The following is a 20107-nucleotide window of genomic DNA, read 5'->3' as shown; positions in this document are numbered from 1 at the left end:
GGCGTGGTCGTGCTCGGCGCCAGCGCGGGGGGTATGCCGTCAGCCGTCGCACGTTGCATCCGCATCGCATGCCTGGTCAGGCGCCACGCGGATTGCTCGCAAGTGTCTCACCCGCGCTCTACGATGCGGTCACAGTGGTCCCGATGTTGTGTTCCCGGCAACACCGGGGTGGCCGTTCCGCCCGGTCCGCCGCTAGCATCCATCTTGTGTCTATGTTGCATGCGAACGCGCCGTCGGCCGCCGACCGGGTGTACGGCGAGGTCAAGGAGCTCATCCTGACCAATGAGATCGCCGGCGGTGAGCTGATCTCCGAGGGCGAGGTCGCTGGCCGCTGCGAGGTCAGCCGCACTCCGGTGCGGGAGGCCTTCCTGCGGCTGCAGGCCGAGGGCTGGATGCGTCTCTACCCCAAACGCGGTGCCCTGGTGCTGCCGGTGACCGAGCGTGAGGCGCGCGACGTCGTCGACGCCCGCCGATTGCTCGAGGGCCACGCGGTGCGGGCCGTGGGTGATGCGACGGCGGCGGCGCTGGCCGTGGATCTGCGTGACAATCTCGACCGGCATCGTCTCGTGCCCGCCGACGACATCGCCGATTTCGCGCGGATCGACGCACAGTTCCATCAACTCATCGTCGCCGCCGGCGACAACGAGTTGCTCGCCGGCTTCTTCACCGGACTCGGCGAACGTCATCGCCGGATGACGACCGCCAGCGTCCACCGTGATCCGCGCATCGCTGCGCGCATCCTCGCCGATCACGCCGAACTCCTCGAACTCATCGCGCAGCGCGACACCGACGGCTTCGACGCCGCATTGGCCAGACACCTCGACGCCGTCCACAACGTCGGTGCCGCGCACACCCGGACCGGAGGTGACCGATGACCCTCACCACCGAATCCCCGTCGTCGACGACGACCCGCCGCCCTGCGTGGCCCGCGGTCGCCCTGGCCGTGTTCGCCTCGGCCTGGGGCGGCAACGAGTTCACCCCGCTGCTGGTGATGTACCGGCAGAGCGGCGAGTTCTCCGCCGTCATGGTCGACGCCCTGCTGTTCCTCTACGTGCTGGGCATCGTGCCGGCCCTGCTGATCGGCGGCCCGCTCTCGGACCGGTTCGGCCGACGGCCCCTGATGATGCCGGCGCCGATCTTCGCCGCACTCGGGTCGGTGCTCCTGGCGCTCGGTGCGCATTCGGTCGTGCTGCTGTCGATCGGACGCGTGTGCAGCGGTGTGGCACTGGGATTGTCGATGGCCGTCGGCGGCAGCTGGATCACCGAGCTGAGCATCCGGGGCGGCGACAAGGCGGCCGCGGGGGCACGGCGCGCCGCGATGAGCCTGACCGCCGGCTTCGGCATCGGCGCCGGGGTGGCCGGAGCGCTGGCCCAGTGGGCGCCATGGCCGCATGTCCTCGCCTACGCCGTCAACATCACGATCGCCGCGATCGCCGCCGTGCTGATCCTGCGAGTCCCGGAAACGGTTGCGCGGCAGACGGACCCGGGGCGACTGTTCGACGACCTGAAGATCCCGTCGGCCGGACATCGCCGCTTCCTGCTCGTCGTGCTCCCGGTGGCGCCGTGGGTGTTCGGGGCGTGCGCGTCGGCCTATGCGGTCATTCCGGCGCTGATGTCCGCGCGCACCGCGGGAGCGCCGATCGCCTTCGCGGCGTTGTGCTGTGTGCTCGGCCTCGCCGCGGGTTTCGGCATCCAATCGTTGGGTCGCCGCATCGACGACCCCGACGGCGTGCGTGGCGTGGTCAGTGCGCTGGTGGTCCTCGCGGTCGGAATGGTGTTGGCGGCCTTGGCTGCTCACGTCCTGACGGTGTGGCTATCGCTGGTCGCTGCGACGGTGCTGGGCTGCGGCTACGGCATGGCGATGATCGCCGGACTGCTGGAGGTGCAGCGCATCGCGGGTGCCTACGGCGCGCAGAATCCCTCCGGCCGTAGTGATCTCGCCGGATTGACCGCGGTGTTCTACGGGGTCACGTATCTGGGGTTCGCGGTGCCGGCCGTACTCGCCGCGATTTCAGAGACCTTCGACACCATCACCTACACCGACATGTTCATCGTCGGGATCGGTGCGGCACTTCTGTGCCTGGCGGTGGTGATTATCGGGCATCGCAACACCACCGGTCGGGCAGGTCGCTGATGCCGCTCGCGTGTGGTCGGTCTGGATTCGCCGTGGCGTCGTGCGGCTCACAATCACGTCGTCGCTGCCACTCGCAGCGGTTCGGTGGCGAACGCGCGCAACCCTTCTGACGGGGCGATACGTGCCCGGAATCCGAGGATCTGCGCGGCGCGAGCCGGATCGGCGACCACATGCCGCACATCTCCGACTCGAAACTCGCAGTTGATACTCGGCTGCGGCCCGGGCACGCACTCCGAGAGCGTGTGTGCCACCTCGCCGATGGTGATCGGATGCCCCGAGGCGATGTTGAGGGGCAGATAGGAGCCGGATGCGTTGCCGAGGGCGGCCTCCACGGCGAGTGCGTTCGCCTCGGCGACGTCGTCGACGTGGACGAAGTCGCGGGTCTGGCCACCGTCCTCGAAGACTGTCGGGGCACGCCCGGCCGCGAGCGCGGAGCGAAAGATTGATGCGACCCCGGCATAGGGGGTGTCGCGAGGCATATTCGGACCGTACACATTGTGATAACGCAGTGCGATGGCAGATCCGCCGACGCAGGACGCCCACGCCCGGACGTAGTGTTCCTGAGCCGCTTTGCTGGCCGCGTAGTGATTGTGGGGAATCAACGGCGCGTCCTCGGAGGTCGGTGCCCACTGGGTCGGACAACCATCGGGTCCGACGTGCTCGAACTGGCCGCGCGTCAGGTCATCGGTCCGCCGGGGCGCTGGCTCCGACATCGCCTCACCGGAGCTGGTGAGGTGTGATCCGTTGCCGTACACCACCATCGACGACGCCAACACCAGTGTCCCCACCCCGGATTCGGCCATCGTCGCGAGGAGGCCGGCGGTGCCGAGATCATTGTGCCGGGCGAATGCCGGGGCGTCGAGGAATCCGTGACCCATACCGACCAGGGCTGCCTGGTGCGAAACGACGTCGACGCCGTCCAACAGTGGCGACAGGGCATCCGCGTCGGCGATGTCGATCACCGCGACCCCGGGTGGTGGCTGTGTGCCCGGCGCATGCGCGCTGGGCACCATGGCGTCGACTCCGACGACGTCGTGGCCACGGCGGTGCAGTGCCGCGACCACCCGGGAGCCGATGAAGCCCGCGGCTCCGGTCACCAGAACCCGGCTCACCGGACAACCTGCACAGCCGGCGAGTCGTCGTGCGACCGGGTGATCGCTGCAACCATGGCGTCGACGTCGTGGTCGGTGGGTGTGCAGGAGCACTCCTCGGCGGGATCGACCGCCCTCACCGCATGGCGTACCGAATCGGTCAACCGCGGGAGGTTGCGGGCGAACTCGGCGAAGACCTCCGCTGCCTCCACACCCTGTCCGGGAGCAACCCCGGCATCGAGATCTGTGACCAAACACAAAGCGGCATAACATAGTCCGAGCTCCCGGGCCAATGTTGCCTCCGGCTGTCCGGTCATGTTGATGAGATCGGCACCCCACGTCGCATACATCCGGGATTCGGCACGAGTCGAGAACCGCGGACCATCGATGACGATCATGGTCCCGCCGTCGTGGGTTTCCTCGGCCGAGCTCATCAGCGACTCACGGACTCGTGGGCAGTACGGGTCTGCGAACGAGATATGGATGGGCGGATGGAATTTCAGCCCTGCCGCGTGATCGACAAAAGTGGCGGGCCGGGAACTGGTGCGGTCGATGAGCTGGTCGGGCACCACCAACGTGCCGGGTCCGTAGTGCGGCGTCAGTGACCCGACCGCTGTCGCAGAGATGATCACGCGTACACCGAGAGAGCGCAGTGCCCAGAGATTGGCGCGGTAGGGCACCTCGTGCGGCAGCCATTCGTGGTGCCGTCCGTGGCGGGGAATGAACACCACGCGCCGCCCGGCGACGGTGCCCACCACAGGGGGTGCCGACGGCCTGCCGAAGGGAGTATCGATGTCATGGGCAAGGGCATCGGGGTCGTCGGCGAGGAAGTCGTAGAATCCGGTTCCGCCGAGGATTCCGACGGCCGGCGGTGTGGTGCTCATCTGTTCTCCTTGATCGGGTTGGTGAGGTTGATGCGGGTACCGCTGTTCGGGTGTGAGCCGGGAACGCGAGGTTCGACGAAAGATCCACAACGCCAGGATGATCCAGACGATGCCGATGGCGATCGACAGGTTGAGCGCATATGGCCGGTCGAGCAGGGTGGGATTGTCGGCGGGATACTGCCCAGATGGTCGCGGGGCCAGGACCGGAACGGACAGGAGCAGCAGGATTGCGGTGAATGCCACGCCGGTCGCGATCGGGACGGCTGCTGTGATGGTTCGCCGCGACCGCCGAATGGCCCACCAGACCGCCAACCACAACGGAGCAATGACACCGTCGTGGACGATCACCCCGCCGGCGAGCCAGGTGACCAGCGACCGCCAGTCGGCCGGGTGAACGAAGCGCAGAGCCAGTGAGATGCCATAGGCGATGCTCGCGATGCCGGCCGATATCAGCAGCGACCGCACGATCAGCGTCACCGACACCCCGCGGTGGCCCCGCGCGCTCGGAGCGGTCACGACAGTACCTCGATCCGCTCCAGCCATTTGGTCTGCATGACGCCGGGCAGATTCGGGGCGATCAGTCGTGCCGGGTATCCGTGATCGAGTGACAGTTGGTCGCCATTGATGGTGAGGGCGATGAGCGTCAGGTCGTCCCAGGCATGTGTGGCCGGGATGTCGGTGACGGCATAGGACCCGCGTTCCAGTGAGACCATCCGTGCACCCGTTCCCGGGACGGCGCCCACGCTGGTGAGCAACTCGCTCAGTCGGATTCCCGACCATTCGGCGGATGCACTCCACCCCTCCACGCAGGCGATCGGCAGGCGCACCCGCCGTTGGGGTAGCGCCTTGAGTTGGGACAGGGCCAGCGAACGCGACACCGCTCCGGCCGCGATGGTGAGCCGGTAGTCGGGTGCGACCGCCTTGGTACTGACCCCGGCGGTTTCGGCCGTGCGATTGATCGGCACACCCTGGGGACCGTCACCGGATCGCGGTGACAGAAATGCCAGCCGCCGCAAGGGCGTGATGGTCGCCCCGGCAAAGGCGACAAACGCAACTCCGACACCGATGACCGTGGCCGTCAGGACCGTCCGCCGGGTGGGGCCCGGGTCCTTGTCGGCGGGCGCGGTGTCGGTCTTCTCCGAATCTGGTGTCCCGTCGGCGATCTCGGTGTGCTCACCGAGAGCCGCCCGGATCACCGGCAGTTTGACGGCGATGTGGATGGCGACGGCCCCGATTGCGACGTAGGCAACCGCGTGATGGGCGGCAGGAAAGAAGAACTTCCACGGATACCAATGGGCGGTGTTCATCAGCCCGGTCACCAACTCGAACACTCCGGAGGCGACGAGCACAGCGATGCTCAGTCGTTCGGCCATCCGGACGGGCGAACCTATCAGGGGGCGTTCGAACAACTTTCGGTACACGATCGCGAGTTTGACGAGCAGCAGCGGGATCGCGGTGATTCCGGACAGGACGTGAAGCCCCTGTGTGACCCGGTACAACCACACCGGATGCGCCGGCCACGAGAACCAGGTCGGCGGGTGCTGAATGAGGTGACTGATCACCCCGGTGACGAAGCAGATGGTGAAGGCGATACCCAGTGCGAGACCAACCCGGACGGTGGTGACAGGAGGTTCCTCGGCGGTGATCGGCACCCGGCCGGCGGTGACCTCCGGCGCCTCACTCACCGCGTCATCACCTCGAGGATTCGGCGCTCGCCGACCGCTATCATCTCACCTGCTCGCATTCCGTACTGCGGTAACAGATCTGACAGTCCGTCGGGACCGACCCTGGTCCACCGAAACCAGGGCCCGGTGTGCTCGGCGCTCTCGGTGCGGACGAAGTCGGTTCTGCGGTGCGGCACGTCGGGATCGACCTCGATGAGTGCGATACCCTCGGGTCGAAGCAGGGTCGCGACCCGTCCCAGGAGTCGGGCCGGGTCGCCTCCGATACCGATGTTGCCGTCGATCAACAGGGCGTTCGCCCAGCGCCCCTCGCCGGGTAAGCGGTCAAAGATGTTGCGCTGCAGTACCGGTACCCCCCGTTCGCGTGCGACCGCGACAGCCGCGTGTGCGGCGTCGACTCCGAGTGCCGCTGTTCCGGTGGTGACCAATGCCTGTACCAGGCGTCCCGGTCCGCATCCCAGGTCGATGGTGGGTCCCGTACAACGGGACACCACCTCGTGGTCGAACGCCAGGTCCTCGGAGTCCCGGGATGTTCCCCGCCACCGTGACATGGGCAGTTGGCTCCGGCTTCCGTCATGACCCCTCAGGACACATGCCACGCTGGTCCAGGTGTGCTCGAATCCGATGTGATCGCCGAGGTCTGCGGTGCGATCAGCGGTGTCGCCGGGGGCGGTCACCGGCACCTCGCCGGAGTGCGTGTGGCAGCCGCCGACCTCGCGAAGTGGCTTGTCGGTGAGCATGTTTGAGCAACCACATGGACATCGGAAGGGAGATCCACGTCGTGCGCACAGGCAAGGAGTTCAACCCTGCAGCCAACTCCGCACAGTGCCTCGATGGTACGTTCGGCGGTGTCGGGCCGCGACATCGGCACCCCGCGCAGGCAGCGTGCGCTCGACAGGTCGGGCAATCCCAGGCCCCACCAGCCGCCGTCGGCGGCCGGACCCAGCAGGCAGGTCTTCTCGGGTGTCGAGTTGACCATGCACATCGCCTCGGAGAGCGTATCGGAGTCGAGTTGCGGTGTGTCCATGCCGATCTGGAGAACCCGGCGGACGCCCATGGTGGCCGCCGTATGGTGAGCGTGCACCAGCCGATCGGCAAAGCTCGTGCCGGATTGGGTGAATACCTCGCACCCGCGGAGTTCGGTGGCGATCTCGGTGTGCCGTCTGGCCGCACCGATCTCCCCATGCCACGCGACAAGCACCCGCGTGCCGGTCACGCCGCGAGCTGCGTGCAGCGTGTCCAGCAAAGCGGCCGCGGCCAATTCGGCTGCCCCGTCATCGCCGAACACCGGGGCCAACCGGGTCTTGGCCAGGCCGGGAACCGGTGCCTTGGCCACTATCAGAATGGCCGATTCCGGCCGGGTGTCAGTGTTCACGACAGCGCCGCCAGGAAGTCACGGCCGGCACGCAATGAGCCGGTCACCGAACCCGAGACCTTAGACCGACCGCCGAATCTGGGCCGGTAGGTGACGTCGACCTCGGACACGTACAGTCCCCGGTCCGCGGCCCGGCGGAGCAACTCGACCGGGTATCCCGAACGACGATCTCCGATTAGCAAGCTCAGCAACGTATCTCGGCGAGATGCTCGCATCGGTCCGATATCGCGGACACAGATGCCGAAGCGGTGACGCAACCGCCACGCGGCGAGGGTGGTCCCGGCTTGCGCGTGCCACGGTAGTACACCGCGCTCGGTCGGCCTGCGCCTACCGACCGCCAGATCGGCGCCGTCGTCGAGGGCGGCGAGCAGCAGTGTCAGATCCTCCGGGTCGAGTGAGCCGTCGCCGTCGATGGTGCACACGATCGGTGTCTGCGCGGCGACGATCCCGGCGTGGACCGCCGACCCGTAGCCCAGGCGAGGCTCGTGGATCACGTGAGCCCCGAGTGCCCGCCCGATGAGCGCCGTCTGATCGGTGGAGCCGTTGTCCACGACCAGTGCCTGAAATCGGTCGGGAATGCCCTGTAACACATAGGGGAGTGACGCCTCTTCGTTGTGGCACGGAATGATGACGGTGACCTCTGATGACAGCACGGGTCAAGCGTATGAACGACATTCCTCGTTCACCAGGTCACGGCCGCTTACCAAAGTGTGACCCTCGGTTCCGGTGTCTTACGAAACAATGACATCCGCATCCCATCGGTGGTGGTGTGCCTCCGCGGTATTACGGTCGCAACAGTGAACAGCTCTGTAGATCAACGGATCCGGGGATCTGATGCTGCGGCCGGTAAGGATTCGCGGTGGCCGGCGCGTCGGGCGGCGATCGCTGTCGCGGTGGGGCTGCTCCTCGTCGCCGTTGCTGTCGCCGCGCCCTTCATTCTGGGTGATCGGTTGCGCAGCAGGATATTTGCGCTGGCGGCACCACTGTTCGGCCGGTGGGAACCGCATGTCGGTCCGGGCACTGTCACCTCATTGGTTCTGGCGCTGCTGGCCGTGACGGTGATCCCGCGGTTTCTCCATCGCCAACCGGCACTGCCGCTGGCGCTGTGGACGTGGTTGTTCGGTGCGTTGTGGACTCTGAGTCTCGCGATGATCGACGGATGGCAGCGCGGTATCGCCGGTCGGCTGACCCGTCCCGACGAGTATCTGGCAGAGGTTCCCGGTATCCATGACATAGGTGCCATGCTCTCGGGATTCTCCGGACGAATACTCGACTTTCAACCCGACTCGTGGACCACGCATGTGTCCGGGCACCCGCCGGGTTCGCTGCTCACGTTCGTCGTCCTGGACCGTCTGGGCTTGGGTGGCGGGGCATGGGCCGGACTCTTCTGCATCGTGGTGGGTACCTCCGGGCTTGCCGCGGTCATCATCACACTCGTTCGTCTCGGCGCGGTGGACACCGCGCGCCGATGTGCGCCGTTCCTCGCGTTCTTTCCCGGACTGATCTGGGTCGGCGTATCCGCCGACGGGTACTACATGGGTGTGACGGCGTGGGGCATTGCGTTGCTGGCGATCGCGGCGACCACCGTGGGCGGCCGGGCGGTGGCGGCGGGACTGGCATCCGGACTCGTGTTGGGTTTCGGATTGTTCCTCAACTACGGCCTGATCCTGGCCGCGGTGCCGGCGATCGCGGTGCCGGCGGCGGCGCGAGCGTGGAAACCTCTGCTGTGGGCCGTGATCGGTGCCCTGATCGTCGTCGGTGCGTTCTGGGCCGGCGGGTTCTGGTGGCTGGATGGCTACCACCTGGTGGTGCAACGGTACTACCAGGGAATTGCCTCGCAACGTCCCTTCGCGTATTGGGGGTGGGCGAATCTGGCCGCCACCGCGATCGCCGTCGGACCGGCGACGGTGGCCGCGCTGGGCCGCGCCGCCGACCGCTCACTGCTGCGTCGGCCGGAGTTGTGGCTCGGCGTGGCAGGGCTGATGGCGCTGCTGATCGCCGATGTCAGCGCGCTCAGCAAGGCCGAGACCGAACGAATCTGGCTACCCTTCACGGTGTGGATGATGACGCTGACCGCAGTGCTTCCCGTACGGTCGGCGCGGTGGTGGCTCGGCGCGCAGCTGGTCGTGGCGCTGCTGGTCAACCATCTGGTGCTCACCTACTGGTGAAAGGCGGTACGTGATGCGGATTCTCGTCGCCGACGACGACGGGGTGGTGCTCGATGTGGTCGGCCGCTACCTGCGGCACGCCGGAATGGACGTGGTCGCGGTGAGCGATGGAGCTGCCGCCATCGACGAGATCGAGGGCGGAACCGTCGACCTTGCCGTGCTCGATGTGATGATGCCGCACCTCGACGGGATCGAGGTGTGCCGTCGGGCGCGATCCGGTACCCACCCGGACCTGCCACTGATCCTGCTCACCGCACTCGGCTCTCCCGACGACCGCGTCCTGGGCCTCGAGTCGGGCGCCGATGACTACGTCACCAAGCCGTTCAGCCCGCGTGAACTGATTCTGCGTGTGCAGTCCGTTCTCCGGCGCACCACCCGCGCGATCTCCGACGGCGTCGGTGCCGACGATGCCACGGAGTTGGTCGACGGCGATGTGGTCGTCGATACCCGCGCGCAGGTGGTCACCGTCGGTGGTCGGGCGCTGCCGACGACCAAACGCGAGTTCGATCTGATCGCCTTTCTGATGGCGCACCCGGACGAGGTGTTCAGCCGAGAAGTGTTGTTGGACAAGGTGTGGGGTTGGACTTTCGGCGATCAGTCGACGGTGACAGTGCACGTCAAGCGGATTCGCACGAAACTGGGACCGGCCGCGCATATCGACACCGTGTGGGGTCGGGGCTACCGGTGGACGAGTGCATCGACACGCGAGTCGAGCCCGTGATCACAGATACCTTCCGGATTCTCGTGGTGGCCTTGGTCTGGACGGCGCCGCTGGTGATCGCCGGTTCTTCGCTGCTGTGGTGGCAACGGCGTATGTCGTTGCTCGTGAGCCTTGTCGTGATGGCGCTGATCCCGTTGGTGGCCACCTTCGTCGGGGTTTTCGCGACGAGCGGGTTGATGGTCACCGGCGATCTGCGCCGCACCGCAACGGTTCTCGCGGCCGTTGCGGTGGTGACCGTGCCCGCGGTTCTGTTGTTGGGGAGGCTGCAAGCCCGCCGGACGGTATGGGAGCGACAGATGCGGGAGCAGGAGAGAGCAGCCGATCAGTCACGCCGGGACCTGATCGCGTGGATCAGTCACGACCTGCGCACCCCGATCACCGACATCAAGATCCTCGCCGAGTCCCTCACCGACGGTGTGGTCACCGGCGCCGACGACACCGTCGCATTCGCGACGCAGATCGGACGAGACGTCGACCGGTTGTCGGCGATGGTCGATGATCTCTTCGAGATGTCGACGATCAATGCCGATGCGCTTCAACTGGACATGGAGGAGATCGACCTGCGAGAGGTGATCGACGAAGTGGTCGGGTCGGTGCGCTCGGTCGCGGAACGAGGTCAGATCACCCTGGACGTGCTGGCGCCGGATGACGCAGTGGGGGTAACCGGGAGCGCACCGGCGATGTCGCGCGTGGTGACGAACCTGGTCACCAACGCGCTCGCGCACACCCCACCGGGTGGGTGTATCCGCATCGCCACCGGGGTGGCTGCTGCCGATGCGCCGGATGGGCAGGCGCAGCATGCCGTCGGATGGTGCCGCGTCGACGATTCGGGTTCGGGTATCGACGAGGACGATCTGCCCCGCATCTTCGAAATGGCCTATCGCGGTGGCAGCGCGGCGCGCTCGCCGGGGCACTCTGCGACCGTTCCCACGGGCTCGGGAATGGGCCTGGCGATCGCGCGTGGGCTCGTCGATGCGCAGAACGGGTCGATCACCGCGTCGAACACCGCGTCGGGGGCCCGCTTTGAAGTGCGAATTCCGCTGGCCGTGGCCTCCGACGATGGCTGAGAACGGCGGCGGCACGAATGCTCATGTCACCGCGCGAAAGACCTCGCCGATCACCAGCAGCTGGTCCAGCGTTGCGTCCTGGAGTGCCGGCGGGGCCGGATCAGGAACGGCGGCAACAGTATTGACGATGTCGAGACCTGCCGGCGTGATGCGCACGTACTTTCTTCGGCGATCTCTGGTGGAGACCTCGCGGACCACATAGCCCGCCTCTTCGAGCTCGGATACGGCGACCGAGGCGGCCGGGGCGTCGACTGTCGCCGCGCGGGCCAACTCTGTGAGGGTCAACGGTTCTCGTGCCACGCGCCGCAGGATGCGGATACGGCTGAAGGGCAGGCCGGTGGCCGCGATCACCGCGCGTCGCCATTCCTCGCGCGAATTCATCACCGCCGACACGATCGTCCGCCACAGCTCCGCCCGAAGTTCGTCGGCATTCACCGGGGTGTCATCAGCCACGACTCGGCTCCGGATCGATCAGCACGCGAGCCACCTCGTCGGAGGTGCGCTTGGCCCACCGCGTCGTCGACACGATTCCCAGGATCAGGATGGTCGCGGAGAACACCACGACCAGCAGCCACATCGGGTGCATGTCGGTACTGAACGACGGGCCGATCCCGGCCGCGGCGACGCCGGTGATGCTGCCTGCCAGGGCCACGCCGATGCTGACGCCGACCTGGCGGCTGGTCGAGGCCACCGCGGCCGCCGCACCCGCCCGGTGCCGTGGCATGCCGCTGACCGCGGAGTTGGTGATCGGGGCGTTGATGGCGCCGAATCCGATGCCGAAGATCGCGAAGATGATGCCGATCTGCACCAGGGAGGTGCCGGCGTCGATGGTGATCATCAGGGCCGAACTGATCAGCATCGCGACGCCGGCCACCACCAGGGACGGACGCGTACCGAACTGGGCGACCGCCCGCCCGGACAGCGGCGAGAGGATCAGTACGGCGAGCGCGGCGGGTACGAGCATCGCACCGGTCGCGATCGCGGACAGGCCGCGGATCTCCTGTAGGTAGAGCGACATCAGGAACAGGAACGCACCCCAGCTCGCGAAGGCGCAGACCGCGATGGCGGTCGCCGCGGAGAACGGCACGCTCCGGAAGAAGCGCAGGTCGATGAACGGATCGCGATGACGGCGTTCGGCGATGAGGAATCCGACGAAGGCGAGTGCGGCCACGGCGAACACGATGATCGTGCGCGGCGATCCCCACCCGTGACCAGGTCCCTCGATCAGGCCGTAGACGACCGCGGCGAGCGCGAGGACGGCCAGCGCCTGGCCGACGGGATCCAGCGTGCGCATGACGGGCGAGCGTGATTCTGGCACGTAGAGCGCGGTCAACGTCACCGCGATGAGGCAGATCGGGATGTTCACCCAGAACACCGCCCGCCAGTCGATGAGGTCGATGAGCGCGCCGCCGACCATCGGGCCGACGGCCATCGAGATCCCGACGACCGCACCCCACATGCCGATGGCCCGGGCGCGTTCCTTGGGGTCGGCGAAGACCTGCGTGATGATCGACATCGCCACCGGATTGAGCATCGAGCCGCCGATCGCCTGCAAGGCGCGGGCGGCGATGAGGATGCCGATCGACGGGGCGAGACTGCAGGCGAGGGAGCCGACGGCGAAGGTGATCAGCCCGATCTGGAAGACGCGGCGCCGGCCGTACCGGTCGGCGGTCGCCCCGGACAGCATCAGCAGGCTGGCCAGTACCAGGGTGTAGATGTCGATGACCCACTGCAGGGAGGAGACCGAGGCGTCGAGGTCGGTGCGGATCGCGGGAAGGGCGACGTTCACGATCGTCGCGTCCATGGACACGATCAGCAGGCTCATACAACAGGTCGCGAGGATGATCGCCTTGCGGCGAGGCGTCAACTCGACGGAGGTAGTTGTGGACATACAAAGATTGTAGAACTACAACTAATATCCGGCCAGGGCCCGTGGTGATGAGTTTCCGGCGGGGGGTCAGGCGTCGGGGTAGCCGTTCGGATTGCCCGACTGCCACCGCCAGGTGTCGGTGCACATGTCGTCGATGGTCTTCTCCGCGCTCCAGTGCAGGTCGGCGTTGGCGCGCGACGGATCGGCGTAGGACGCGGCGATGTCGCCGGCGCGGCGCGGTGCGATCTCATACGGGATCTCCCGGCCACTGGCACGCTCGAAGGCCTTGATCACCTCGAGCACCGAAACGCCTTGTCCGGTACCGAGATTCCACACCGAGAGGCCGGGGTCGGCGGTGCTGATCCGCTCCAGGGCGGCGACGTGACCGGCGGCGAGGTCGTCGACGTGGATGTAGTCGCGCACCCCGGTGCCGTCCGGGGTGTCGTAGTCGTCACCGAACACCGACAGCTTGTCCCGACGGCCCACCGCCACCTGCGCGACGAAGGGCATCAGATTGTTGGGGATGCCGGACGGGTCCTCGCCGATCTGCCCGCTCGGGTGGGCGCCGACGGGGTTGAAGTACCGCAGCGCCGCGATGCGCCAGGCGTCGTCACTGGCGGCGACGTCGCGCAGCACCTGCTCGATCATCACCTTGGTCCAGCCGTACGGGTTGGTCGCCGAGGTGGGGGAGTCCTCGGTCATCGGCAGCACCGGCTCGGCGCCGTAGACCGTCGCCGACGACGAGAACACCAACGTCGACACGCAGTGCCGGCCCATCGCCCGCAGCAGCGAGAACGTCGAGTCGAGGTTGTTCTGGTAGTAATCGAGCGGTTTGGCCACCGACTCGCCGACGGCCTTGAAGCCGGCGAAATGGATGACGGCGTCGATCTGCTCGTGGGCGAACAGATGCTCGGTCTTGTCGACGTCGGTCAGGTCGAAGGCATGCACGGGGATATGTGTGCCGGTCAGGGCCTCGAGCCGGCCGATGACCGTCGGCTTGGAGTTGGAGAAGTCGTCGACGATGAGCACGTCGTGGCCGGATTCGACGAGTCTGATGACGGTGTGTGAGCCGATGTAGCCGGCTCCGCCGCTGACGAGTACACGCATACTGTTCACGGTAGGCGGCGAGCCTGACAGATGGCCGCGAGGATGCTGTGATCCGCGCGACCGGACGACAGTGGCGACGCACGCGTGGTTCAGGAGACTTCTAGGGGTGGGTATGGGTGTGCAGCGGTCCGACGTGGAGTTCGCGTCGTCGGGGACGACGATCCGGGCGTGGTTGTACCGTCCGGATGCGGAGCCGGGAACGCCGGATCCGCCGGTCATCGTGATGGCGCACGGCCTCGGCGGGGTGCGCGGCATGCGACTCGATGCCTTCGCCGAGCGTTTCACCCAGGCGGGGTATGCGTGCCTGGTCTTCGACTACCGGCACTTCGGTGACAGCGACGGGCAACCCCGGCAGTTGCTGTCGGTCCGTCGGCAACTCGCCGACTACGACGCCGCCATCGCGTACGCGCGCAGCCTGCCCGGCGTCGACGCGGCCCGCGTCATCGTGTGGGGGACGTCGTTCTCCGGCGGTCATGCGCTGGTGCTGGCCGCCCGCCACCCCGATCTGGCCGCCGCGATCTCGCAGTGCCCGTTCACCAGTGGTGTGGCGTCGACGTTGGCGCTCGATCGCCTCGGCGCGGCCAAGGTGTCGGCGCGGGGCGTCGCCGACCTCGTGTCGATGGTTCTGCGTCGTGAACCGGTCCTCGTCGAGCTCGCCGGCACCGGTCACGACACGGCGCTGATGACCGCACCCGACGTGGTGCCCGGGTACCTGGGCCTGGTGCCCGAGGGATCGACGTTCCGCAACGAGGTGGCGGCCCGGATCGGTCTGGCGATCTCGGTGCATTCGCCGGCGCGGTCGATGAAAAAGATCCGCATCCCCACCCTGGTGTGCGCCTGCGACGCCGACACCGTCGCGCCGGTGGGTCCGACTGTGCGTGCGGCGCAAGCGAATCCGATGATCACGCTGGAGCGTTACCCGTACGGGCACTTCGACATCTACGTCGGGGACGCGTTCGAGCGGGTGGTCGGCGATCAGATCGCGTTCCTGACGGCGACGGTGCCGGTGGGGGTGTGAGGGAGGGTCGGGTGATCTGGGACTACGTGCTGATCGTCGTCATGATCCTGTGGTTCGTCGGCGGGATCTACGCCCTCATCAGCGTGGTGACCGGCCGTCGCCGCCGTTTTGGCGCCGATGACGACGACGATGCCCGGTGATCGTCGTGCTGACCGCAGCGGTCGGCGAACTCATCCCAGAACCCGTTCGGTGACAGCGTATTTCGACTCCGCGGATTCCTTGGCCCGCTGCCACCAGTCGGGGTTGGCCCGATACCAGTCGATGGTAGCGGCCAGGCCGGAACGGAAGTCGACATACTGTGGCCGCCAACCCAATTCGGTGCGCAGGCGGGTGGAGTCGATCGCGTAGCGAAGGTCGTGGCCGGGGCGGTCGGTGACGAAGTCGAAGGCGTCGCGCGGTTGCCCGGTCAGTTCCAGGATGGTCTCGACGACGGTGCGGTTGTCCACCTCGCCGTCGGCGCCGATCAGATAGGTCTCCCCGATCCGGCCCTTCTCGATGATGGTCCACACGGCGTCGTTGTGGTCGTCGACGTGAATCCAGTCGCGCACGTTGCGGCCGTCGCCGTAGAGGCGGGGCCGGACACCGGAGAGCACGTTGGTGATCTGGCGCGGGATGAACTTCTCCACATGCTGAAACGGGCCGTAGTTGTTGGAGCAGTTCGAGATGGTCGCGGCCACCCCGAAGGAACGCACCCAGGCACGTACCAGCAGATCACTACCGGCCTTGGTGGAGCTGTACGGGCTCGACGGGTTGTACGGGGTCGCCTCGGTGAAGCGGGCCGGATCGTCGAGTTCGAGGTCGCCGTACACCTCGTCGGTGCTGATGTGGTGATAGCGGACGTCGTGCCGGCGCACCGCCTCGAGCAGGGTGTAGGTGCCCACCAGGTTGGTCTGGATGAACGCCGACGGGTCGGCGAGCGAATTGTCATTGTGGGATTCGGCGGCGAAATGCACCACCAGGTCACAGTCGCCGACGAGCCGATCGACCAGGGCCGCGTCGGCGACGTCGCCCTCGATCAGTTCGACGACATCCGACACCGGCGCCAGCGTGGCCGGATTCGCGGCATAGGTGAGCTTGTCGAGGACGCGAATGCGCACGTCAGGACGCTGTGCGACGGTACGAAGCACAAAGTTCGCGCCGATGAATCCGGCACCCCCGGTGACCAGAACGCGCATCGTCTCCCACTTCTCCTCGAGTGATCGTGTGGGTCAGACGATACCGAGGTGGTCGGACGGTCGCCGGGCGGCGTGGCGATGTGAGACGCCGCGCACGCCTCGGCGTGGGGATGCACGAACCACTAGGCTTGCCCCCATGCGCGGGATCATTCTGGCCGGAGGAACGGGGAGTCGGCTGCACCCCATCACGCAGGGGGTGAGCAAACAGCTCGTCCCTGTCTACGACAAGCCGATGATCTACTACCCACTCTCGACGCTGATGCTGGCCGGTATCCGCGAGATCCTGATCATCACCACACCGTCGGACGAGGCGGCGTTCCGGGGGCTGCTCGGTGACGGATCGCAGTTCGGGATCGAGCTGAGTTACATCACCCAACCCGCGCCCGAGGGCCTCGCGCAGGCGTTCACCCTCGGCGCCGACCACATCGGCGACGAGTCGGTGGCCCTGGTGCTCGGCGACAACATCTTCTACGGCCCCGGGCTCGGTTCGCAGTTGCAGGGTTTCGGCGACATCGAGGGCGGGGCGATCTTCGCCTACTGGGTGGCCGAGCCGAGCGCGTACGGCGTCGTCGAATTCGATCAGACGGGGACCGCGGTGTCGCTGGAGGAGAAGCCGGCCGCACCGAAATCGAACTATGCGGTGCCGGGACTGTACTTCTATGACAACGACGTGATCGAGATCGCCCGCGGTCTGCGACCCAGTGCGCGCGGCGAATACGAGATCACCGACATCAACGCCCACTACCTCGAACGTGGCGAACTCAAGGTGACCGTGCTGCCGCGCGGGACCGCCTGGCTCGACACCGGCACCTTCGACTCGCTGCTCGACGCCGGGAACTTCGTTCGCACCGTCGAACAGCGGCAGGGACTCAAGATCGCGGTACCCGAGGAAATCGCTTGGCGGCGCGGGTATCTCAGCGACGACGAGCTGGCCGCCCGGGCGGAACGGCTGCGCAAGTCGGGCTACGGTGACTATCTCCTCGACATCCTCGCCCGCGGAAAGGGATTCGCGTGAAGGTTCGGCCACTGTCCATTGCCGGGGCGTGGGAGTTCACCCCGGTGCTGCACGGCGACGCACGTGGGCTGTTCACCGAGGCGTTCAAGGCCGACGTCATCGGCGAGACCATCGGCCATCGCTTCGACCTCGCGCAGGTGAATCTGTCCGTGTCGGCGGCCGGCGTGTTGCGGGGCGTGCACTTCGCCGACGTCCCGCCCGGACAGGCGAAGTACGTCACCTGTCCGTCGGGGGCCATCCTCGACGTGATCGTCGACATCCGGGTCGGCTCACCGACTTTCGGCACCTACGACACGGTACTGCTCGACGACGTCGACCGCCGCACGGTATATCTCTCGGAGGGGCTGGGGCATGCGTTCCTCTCGCTGGCCGACGGTTCGACGGTGACCTATCTGTGCTCGACGGGATACAACCCGGGTGCCGAACACGGCATCAACCCGCTCGACGAAGAGCTCGGCATCGAGTGGCCGACTCTCGCGCGCGACGGTACTGCGCTGAGCTACGAGCTGTCCGCGAAAGACACGGCGGCGCCCGGCCTTTCGGAAGCCGCCCAGTCCGGATTGCTGCCGCGGTACGACGAGGTCACGGAGTATCTGAGGGGGCTCTGAAGGAATGGCCGCCGGAGAACGGGACGATTCAGGCCGGGAACGGCGGCAGGGCAGGGGTGAACAACCAGCGCTGCCACAGATCCTGCAGCGGGGCGGACGAGAAGTTGGCCGCCAGGGCGATGAAGTCCTCGGTGGTCACCGATCCGTAGCGGTACTTCTCGGTCCACCGGTGCAGGAGAGCGAAGAAGTTGCCGTCGCCGATGGTCAGACGCAAGGCGTGCAGGGTGATCGCACCGCGCTTGTACACCCAGTCGTCGAACATCTTTCGCGGACCCGGGTCGGCGAGGGGGACGCGGACGGAGGAGGCGGCGAGCTTCTGGTAGTAGTGGCGCGCCCATTCGTCGGCGCTGCGGCCACCGGAACGCTGGCTCCACAACCACTCCGCGTAGCAGGCGAATCCCTCGTGCAGCCAGATGTCACGCCACCGCGCCAGCGTCACCGAATTACCGAACCACTGATGCGCCAGTTCGTGTGCGACGAGTCGTTCCGAATTGCGGGTGCCATTGCAGTGGTTCGCGCCGAACGTCGAAAAGCTCTGTGCCTCAATGGGAATCTCGAGGGGATCGTCGGTGACGACGACGGTGTAACGCGGAAACGGATACGGGCCGAACATCTCGACGAAGACGTCGATCATCTCGAGTTGCCGGCCGAAGTCGACGTCGAAGTTCTTGGACAGCCGCGGCGGGATCACCGCGTCGACGGGCAACGGCTTGGTGGCCAGTGAGACCTTCTTGTACGGCCCGATCTGGATCGACGCGAGGTAGGTCGGCATCGGTTCCACCTGGTGATACACCCACGTGGTCTGGGCGGCGCGTGCCCGCTTGGACTCCAGAACGCCGTTGGCCAGAGCGTAATACGGGCTGTCGGTGGTGATGGAGATGCGGTAGGGCGCCTTGGCGATCGGGTGGTCGTCGCAGGGGAACCAGGACGCCGCACCGTTGGGCTGATTGGCGCACAGCGCGCCCTCGGTGAGTTCTTCCCAGCCCACCTCGCCCCAGGAACTGCGGATGGGGCGCGGGGAGCCGTGGTAGCGGACGACGATCGTCATCGCGCCACCGGGCGGGATGGGATCGGCCGGGGTGATCGTCAGCTTCTTGTTGCGGTGCGAATAGCGAACGCGTTTGTCGTTGACGCTCACGCGCGTGACGGTGAGAGTGCTGGCCAGGTCGAGGCTGAACCGGCGGAGATCGATGTGCGACGTCGCGGTCAGGGTGGCGGTGCCCTCGAGCCGGTTACCGGCGACCTTGTACATGAGGTCGAGGTCGTATCGGCTGATGCGGTAGCCGAGGTTTCCGTTGTCCGGCAGGTAGGGATCGAGGACGTCGGTCGGCGAACCCAATACCGGTTGCCCGGAGCCCGGTTGCCGTGCGCCTCTGCCCGACTTACCCGGCACCCACATCTCCTCGCCTCTTCATGAACTCGCCGAACTGCCCGCGTCGGAGACGCGATGTCACGGTGCATCGCGATCTGGTCACAGGCTGATGTCGAAGCTCTCGACCAGATGACGATCGACCCGAGATGGACCGATGTCGCTCCGACCTTGCGGACACTCAGACTACCTTCCGGCAATCGTGCGCATCGGTTGGCTCCGGTCGGGCCACGTTGTAAACGGACCGTGGTCCGTATAGGTTGTGGTGGTCGATAGCGGAGACAGTCCACAAGACGTACTCGTCGAAAAGGAGAGCAAGATGAACGGATTCCGGGGCATAGCCCTCTTGGCGGCCCGAGTGATCCTCGGCTGCATCTTCATCGCCCACGGGTGGCAGAAACTCAACACCTTCCACATCTCCGGTGTGAAGGCGAACTTCGAAGGGATGGGCGTGGTCGCGCCTGGCTTCTCCGCCTACGCCGTGACCTGGGTGGAGTTCGTCGGTGGCATCCTGCTGATCCTCGGATTGCTGCTGCCCATCGTCTCGGTGCTGCTGGTCATCGACATGATCGGCGCGATCTACTACGTCCACTGGGACCTGGGCTTCTGGGTGGCCGACGGCAAGGCCGGCTGGGAATGGCCTCTCGCGCTGATCGCCGGGCTCCTCGCCGTGGGCTTCGCCAATGCGGGAGTGTTCGCGGCCGACAACTATCTCGTGCGGGGTCGAGGCCGGCGACGCTCGGCTGCGGTCGACTGAGGACTGAGTGGGACGAAGGTTGACGGCGCTCGTATATGGGCGCCGTCAACGTCGCGTCGACCAACC

The 20107-nt window shown here is 66.7% G+C and carries 21 protein-coding genes; 10 read left to right on the top strand and 11 right to left on the bottom strand.

The genetic code is table 11. The annotated features are described in order from the left end of the window. Nucleotides 1-212 precede the first annotated feature (212 nt). Both ABLE92_RS13415 and ABLE92_RS13410 read left to right on the top strand, forming a co-directional pair. Nucleotides 213-875, top strand: a complete 663-nt coding sequence (locus tag ABLE92_RS13415; RefSeq protein ID WP_348805277.1) for a GntR family transcriptional regulator — start codon at nt 213-215, stop codon at nt 873-875. Beyond that, a complete protein-coding gene (locus tag ABLE92_RS13410; RefSeq protein ID WP_348805276.1) occupies nt 872-2134 on the top strand; it encodes an MFS transporter in 1263 nt (420 codons plus the stop codon). Before ABLE92_RS13415 ends, ABLE92_RS13410 begins: the two co-directional genes overlap by 4 nt. Before the next feature lie 53 nt (nt 2135-2187). On the opposite strand, the gene ABLE92_RS13405 is transcribed toward ABLE92_RS13410, so the two are convergent. Genes ABLE92_RS13405 through ABLE92_RS13380 form a run of 6 tightly spaced genes read right to left on the bottom strand, consistent with a single transcriptional unit; the run spans nt 2188 to nt 7819 of the window. Beyond that, nucleotides 2188-3246, bottom strand: coding sequence for an NAD-dependent epimerase/dehydratase family protein (locus ABLE92_RS13405; RefSeq protein WP_348805275.1), 1059 nt, complete (start codon nt 3244-3246; stop codon nt 2188-2190). After that, nucleotides 3243-4625 carry an S-methyl-5'-thioadenosine phosphorylase gene (locus ABLE92_RS13400; protein WP_348805274.1) on the bottom strand — a complete coding sequence of 461 codons (1383 nt, stop codon included), beginning with the start codon at nt 4623-4625 and terminating at the stop codon, nt 3243-3245. Before ABLE92_RS13400 ends, ABLE92_RS13405 begins: the two co-directional genes overlap by 4 nt. Continuing rightward, nucleotides 4622-5794 (bottom strand): molybdopterin-dependent oxidoreductase, encoded by a 1173-nt coding sequence (locus tag ABLE92_RS13395; protein ID WP_348805273.1) that lies wholly within the window; start codon nt 5792-5794, stop codon nt 4622-4624. The genes ABLE92_RS13400 and ABLE92_RS13395 overlap by 4 nt, the downstream gene beginning before the upstream one ends. After that, nucleotides 5791-6531, bottom strand: a complete 741-nt coding sequence (locus ABLE92_RS13390; RefSeq protein WP_348805272.1) for a methyltransferase domain-containing protein — start codon at nt 6529-6531, stop codon at nt 5791-5793. The genes ABLE92_RS13395 and ABLE92_RS13390 overlap by 4 nt, the downstream gene beginning before the upstream one ends. Continuing rightward, complete coding sequence (locus tag ABLE92_RS13385) at nt 6465-7166, bottom strand: TIGR04282 family arsenosugar biosynthesis glycosyltransferase (protein WP_348805271.1); 702 nt, start codon at nt 7164-7166, stop codon at nt 6465-6467. The genes ABLE92_RS13390 and ABLE92_RS13385 overlap by 67 nt, the downstream gene beginning before the upstream one ends. Further along, complete coding sequence (locus ABLE92_RS13380) at nt 7163-7819, bottom strand: glycosyltransferase family 2 protein (RefSeq protein ID WP_348805270.1); 657 nt, start codon at nt 7817-7819, stop codon at nt 7163-7165. Before ABLE92_RS13380 ends, ABLE92_RS13385 begins: the two co-directional genes overlap by 4 nt. Before the next feature lie 144 nt (nt 7820-7963). Between ABLE92_RS13380 and ABLE92_RS13375 the strand changes: the two genes are divergently transcribed. The 3 genes from ABLE92_RS13375 to ABLE92_RS13365 are packed head-to-tail and all read left to right on the top strand — an operon-like array spanning nt 7964 to nt 11122. Then, nucleotides 7964-9334 carry a hypothetical protein gene (locus tag ABLE92_RS13375; protein ID WP_348805269.1) on the top strand — a complete coding sequence of 457 codons (1371 nt, stop codon included), beginning with the start codon at nt 7964-7966 and terminating at the stop codon, nt 9332-9334. Nucleotides 9335-9347: 13 nt separating this feature from the next. After that, a complete protein-coding gene (locus tag ABLE92_RS13370) occupies nt 9348-10055 on the top strand; it encodes a response regulator transcription factor (RefSeq protein ID WP_348805268.1) in 708 nt (235 codons plus the stop codon). Continuing rightward, nucleotides 10052-11122, top strand: a complete 1071-nt coding sequence (locus tag ABLE92_RS13365) for a sensor histidine kinase (RefSeq protein WP_348805267.1) — start codon at nt 10052-10054, stop codon at nt 11120-11122. Before ABLE92_RS13370 ends, ABLE92_RS13365 begins: the two co-directional genes overlap by 4 nt. A 21-nt stretch (nt 11123-11143) precedes the next feature. On the opposite strand, the gene ABLE92_RS13360 is transcribed toward ABLE92_RS13365, so the two are convergent. The 3 genes from ABLE92_RS13360 to galE form a co-directional block, all read right to left on the bottom strand. After that, nucleotides 11144-11575 carry a MarR family winged helix-turn-helix transcriptional regulator gene (locus tag ABLE92_RS13360; protein WP_348805266.1) on the bottom strand — a complete coding sequence of 144 codons (432 nt, stop codon included), beginning with the start codon at nt 11573-11575 and terminating at the stop codon, nt 11144-11146. Further along, the gene (locus tag ABLE92_RS13355) at nt 11568-13013 is read right to left on the bottom strand and encodes a DHA2 family efflux MFS transporter permease subunit (protein ID WP_348805265.1); all 1446 of its coding nucleotides are present in this window, start codon (nt 13011-13013) and stop codon (nt 11568-11570) included. The genes ABLE92_RS13360 and ABLE92_RS13355 overlap by 8 nt, the downstream gene beginning before the upstream one ends. Before the next feature lie 66 nt (nt 13014-13079). After that, entirely contained in the window at nt 13080-14099 is a 1020-nt protein-coding gene (gene galE / locus ABLE92_RS13350) for a UDP-glucose 4-epimerase GalE (RefSeq protein WP_348805264.1), read from the bottom strand. A 112-nt stretch (nt 14100-14211) separates the two neighbouring features. On the opposite strand from galE, the gene ABLE92_RS13345 reads away from it, so the two are divergent. Together ABLE92_RS13345 and ABLE92_RS13340 are read left to right on the top strand one after the other, a co-directional pair. Beyond that, on the top strand, nt 14212-15117 hold the full coding sequence (locus ABLE92_RS13345; RefSeq protein ID WP_348805263.1) for an alpha/beta hydrolase: 906 nt from the start codon (nt 14212-14214) through the stop codon (nt 15115-15117). An 11-nt stretch (nt 15118-15128) separates the two neighbouring features. Further along, complete coding sequence (locus tag ABLE92_RS13340) at nt 15129-15257, top strand: hypothetical protein (protein ID WP_348805262.1); 129 nt, start codon at nt 15129-15131, stop codon at nt 15255-15257. A 30-nt stretch (nt 15258-15287) separates the two neighbouring features. On the opposite strand, the gene rfbB is transcribed toward ABLE92_RS13340, so the two are convergent. Beyond that, a complete protein-coding gene (gene rfbB, locus ABLE92_RS13335) occupies nt 15288-16292 on the bottom strand; it encodes a dTDP-glucose 4,6-dehydratase (protein ID WP_348805261.1) in 1005 nt (334 codons plus the stop codon). Nucleotides 16293-16428: 136 nt separating this feature from the next. Here rfbB and rfbA point away from each other — a divergent pair, with 136 nt between their 5' ends. Both rfbA and ABLE92_RS13325 read left to right on the top strand, forming a co-directional pair. Then, nucleotides 16429-17307 carry a glucose-1-phosphate thymidylyltransferase RfbA gene (gene rfbA / locus ABLE92_RS13330; RefSeq protein ID WP_348805260.1) on the top strand — a complete coding sequence of 293 codons (879 nt, stop codon included), beginning with the start codon at nt 16429-16431 and terminating at the stop codon, nt 17305-17307. Beyond that, on the top strand, nt 17304-17915 hold the full coding sequence (locus tag ABLE92_RS13325) for a dTDP-4-dehydrorhamnose 3,5-epimerase family protein (RefSeq protein WP_348805259.1): 612 nt from the start codon (nt 17304-17306) through the stop codon (nt 17913-17915). Before rfbA ends, ABLE92_RS13325 begins: the two co-directional genes overlap by 4 nt. Nucleotides 17916-17943: 28 nt before the next feature. Here ABLE92_RS13325 and ABLE92_RS13320 read toward each other — a convergent pair whose 3' ends face one another. Further along, on the bottom strand, nt 17944-19308 hold the full coding sequence (locus ABLE92_RS13320) for a M1 family metallopeptidase (protein WP_348805258.1): 1365 nt from the start codon (nt 19306-19308) through the stop codon (nt 17944-17946). A 295-nt stretch (nt 19309-19603) separates the two neighbouring features. Between ABLE92_RS13320 and ABLE92_RS13315 the strand changes: the two genes are divergently transcribed. Next, nucleotides 19604-20041, top strand: a complete 438-nt coding sequence (locus ABLE92_RS13315; RefSeq protein WP_348805257.1) for a DoxX family protein — start codon at nt 19604-19606, stop codon at nt 20039-20041. The last annotated feature ends 66 nt before the right edge of the window (nt 20042-20107 follow it).

Origin of the sequence: Gordonia oleivorans (assembly GCF_040044975.1) — a bacterium.
Classification (GTDB): domain Bacteria; phylum Actinomycetota; class Actinomycetes; order Mycobacteriales; family Mycobacteriaceae; genus Gordonia; species Gordonia oleivorans.
The sequence above is the reverse complement of the archived record's forward strand: the minus strand, read 5'-3'. Positions and strand labels throughout refer to the sequence as shown.